General features: G+C 64.9%; 1 protein-coding gene. It reads right to left on the bottom strand.

All coding sequences use genetic code 11. The annotated features are described in order from the left end of the window. A partial coding sequence (locus RFN28_RS34755; RefSeq protein ID WP_320291621.1) for a reverse transcriptase domain-containing protein occupies positions 1 to 530 on the bottom strand: 530 nt, incomplete at both ends.

Genomic DNA, 530 nt, shown 5'->3' with positions numbered 1-530 from the left:
CGTCGATTGGGCCGACCAGCCCGCCTTCGAGCACACCCGCGGTCAGGAAACCTCGGATGAGACGAAGAATGCGCGGATCGGACACCCGTTTGGCCACCAGCCCCATCAGGACGTCATGGTTGACCCGGTCGAAGAACTTCTCCAGGTCGATGTCCACCACGATGCGATGGCCCGACGCGATGAACGCTTGCGCCGCAGCAACCGCCTGATGTGCCGAGCATGCGGGCCTGAACCCGTAGCTCGATGCGCTGAACTTGTCATCCCATTCCTCTTGCAGCACCTGCATTGCCGCCTGCTGGATGAAGCGGTCGAACACCGTCGGGATGCCGAGCGGACGGGTGCCGCCGGTCGCCTTCGGGATTTCGACACGCCGCACCGGTTGCGGCTTGTAGGAGCCTTCGAGCAGTTGGGCACGACTGTCGGGCCAGTGGTCCTTCAGGTGCAGCGCCAAAGCGTCGACACTCATGCCGTCGGCCCCCGGCGCTCCCTTGTTGCGCCGGACCTGCGCCAGCGCCTTCCTCAGATTGTCG

Source organism: Mesorhizobium album, assembly GCF_033977205.1.
In the GTDB taxonomy this organism is placed as follows: Bacteria; Pseudomonadota; Alphaproteobacteria; order Rhizobiales; family Rhizobiaceae; genus Mesorhizobium; species Mesorhizobium album.
Note: the sequence above shows the minus strand (reverse complement) of the source record. Positions and strands in the feature narration are given on the sequence as shown.